2 protein-coding genes are annotated in these 1,319 nt (G+C 49.6%); both read right to left on the bottom strand.

Annotated features, from left to right (window positions below; all coding sequences use genetic code 11):
- Positions 1 to 16: 16 nt before the first annotated feature.
- A complete protein-coding gene (locus Q0218_RS02095) occupies positions 17 to 361 on the bottom strand; it encodes a hypothetical protein (RefSeq protein ID WP_297965797.1) in 345 nt (114 codons plus the stop codon).
- Complete coding sequence (locus Q0218_RS02090) at positions 342 to 980, bottom strand: lysophospholipid acyltransferase family protein (protein WP_297965795.1); 639 nt, start codon at positions 978 to 980, stop codon at positions 342 to 344. The genes Q0218_RS02095 and Q0218_RS02090 overlap by 20 nt, the downstream gene beginning before the upstream one ends.
- Between the last annotated feature and the right edge of the window lie 339 nt (positions 981 to 1,319).

Below are 1,319 nucleotides of genomic sequence, written 5' to 3'. Positions count from 1 at the left end.
ATTTTGCGGGTTCATTTTAGGGCCTTTTGGTTAAATTTGAAGCTAAATTTGACGTATGCTTCGAGCGCTCCGAGCAAGCCAAATTTACGCGCATTTGGTTTGCCCTGCGGGCGGTTTGATCGGTTAAATTTCGTATACGCTTTTGGCTCACGATTAGGTTAAATTTGATTTTCAACGAGGCGAGCGTTTTAGCCCGGGCTTTGTTTTTAAATTTGACGCTTTTAGCCGCCGTTTTAGAAGGCTCGCCGTCAAATTTTCCGTAAAAATCGGTCGCAAATTTTCCCGTCTTACGTGGCGGATTTACAGGGCTTAAATTTACCGCTCTCGCCAAAGCCGCCGCGCTAGGCTTTCGTTCTATCATTTTGCGTATCGCTCATAGCTAGCAGCGCGTCTTGCGCCTTTTGTAAAAACTCGCCCTTTCCCTCGCCGCCGTAGGTTATCTCCTCGCCCACTATCAGCTCGCAAAGCAGCGGAATAGGCACGAAAAAGCCCTTAGGCAGGACGTTTCGCGCGTTTTTGATCCATACTGGCACAAACGAGACGGCGGGACACTGCTGCGCCAGACGGAAAATCCCGCTTTTAAACGGCTGTAGCGCTAGATCGTCGTCCGTCTTGCGCGTGCCTTCGGGAAAGATGATGAGAGAGTGCGTTTTTAGCGCCTCGCTCATTTGCGCTAGCGCCTCTAGCGGATCTTTATGACGGCTGATTAGCACCATGTTAAACACGTTTTTAGCAAGAAATCTGCGCACCGGCCCGCTCTCCCAGTACTCCGCCGCCGCGACGGGGCGCACGCGCTTTCTCACGCGATACGGCAGCGATACGAAAATCAGCAAAAAATCGCCGTGGCTAGCGTGGTTCGCGTAGTAAATTTTAGTACCCTCGCCGATATTTAAAAGCTCCTGCGGCGGCCGTACGCCCGTGATAAATATCGTGATGCGGCAAAGGATAAAATCAAGCGCGGCCGCTAAAAACTCTTTCATCTTTCGTCCTTTTTGTTAAATTTGCCTTGTTTGCGCGTTAAATTTGGCGACTAGCGCAGATTTTAGTCTTACGCTCATTAAATCGCTACTTTAGCTCCATTTGCCTTTTTGCACCATCCGCAAAGCCTCTAGCTAAAATGAATGATCTTGAAATTATATCAAATTTAATTGCGGCGGCAAACTATGCTAAATTCGGCATCCTTGCGGCAGGATTATTTTGGATTTTATGGTTTACCCCTACCCCCCCCAGCCCCATCCTCACGCGGTTTAGGCAAGTAAGCGCGAGTAAAAACACCGCTACGTAAAGCACCCAGACGCTCCACGCGGGCAGCTGTCCCA

This window comes from uncultured Campylobacter sp., from assembly GCF_938039245.1.
Lineage (GTDB): Bacteria > Campylobacterota > Campylobacteria > Campylobacterales > Campylobacteraceae > Campylobacter_A.
Note: the sequence above shows the minus strand (reverse complement) of the source record. Positions and strands in the feature narration are given on the sequence as shown.

Bases quoted from the DNA above. Each gene is read 5' to 3' on its own strand.
- Q0218_RS02095 (WP_297965797.1), bottom strand. From the start codon at position 361: ATGATAGAACGAAAGCCTAGCGCGGCGGCTTTGGCGAGAGCGGTAAAT.
- Q0218_RS02090 (WP_297965795.1), bottom strand. From the start codon at position 980: ATGAAAGAGTTTTTAGCGGCCGCGCTTGATTTTATCCTTTGCCGCATC.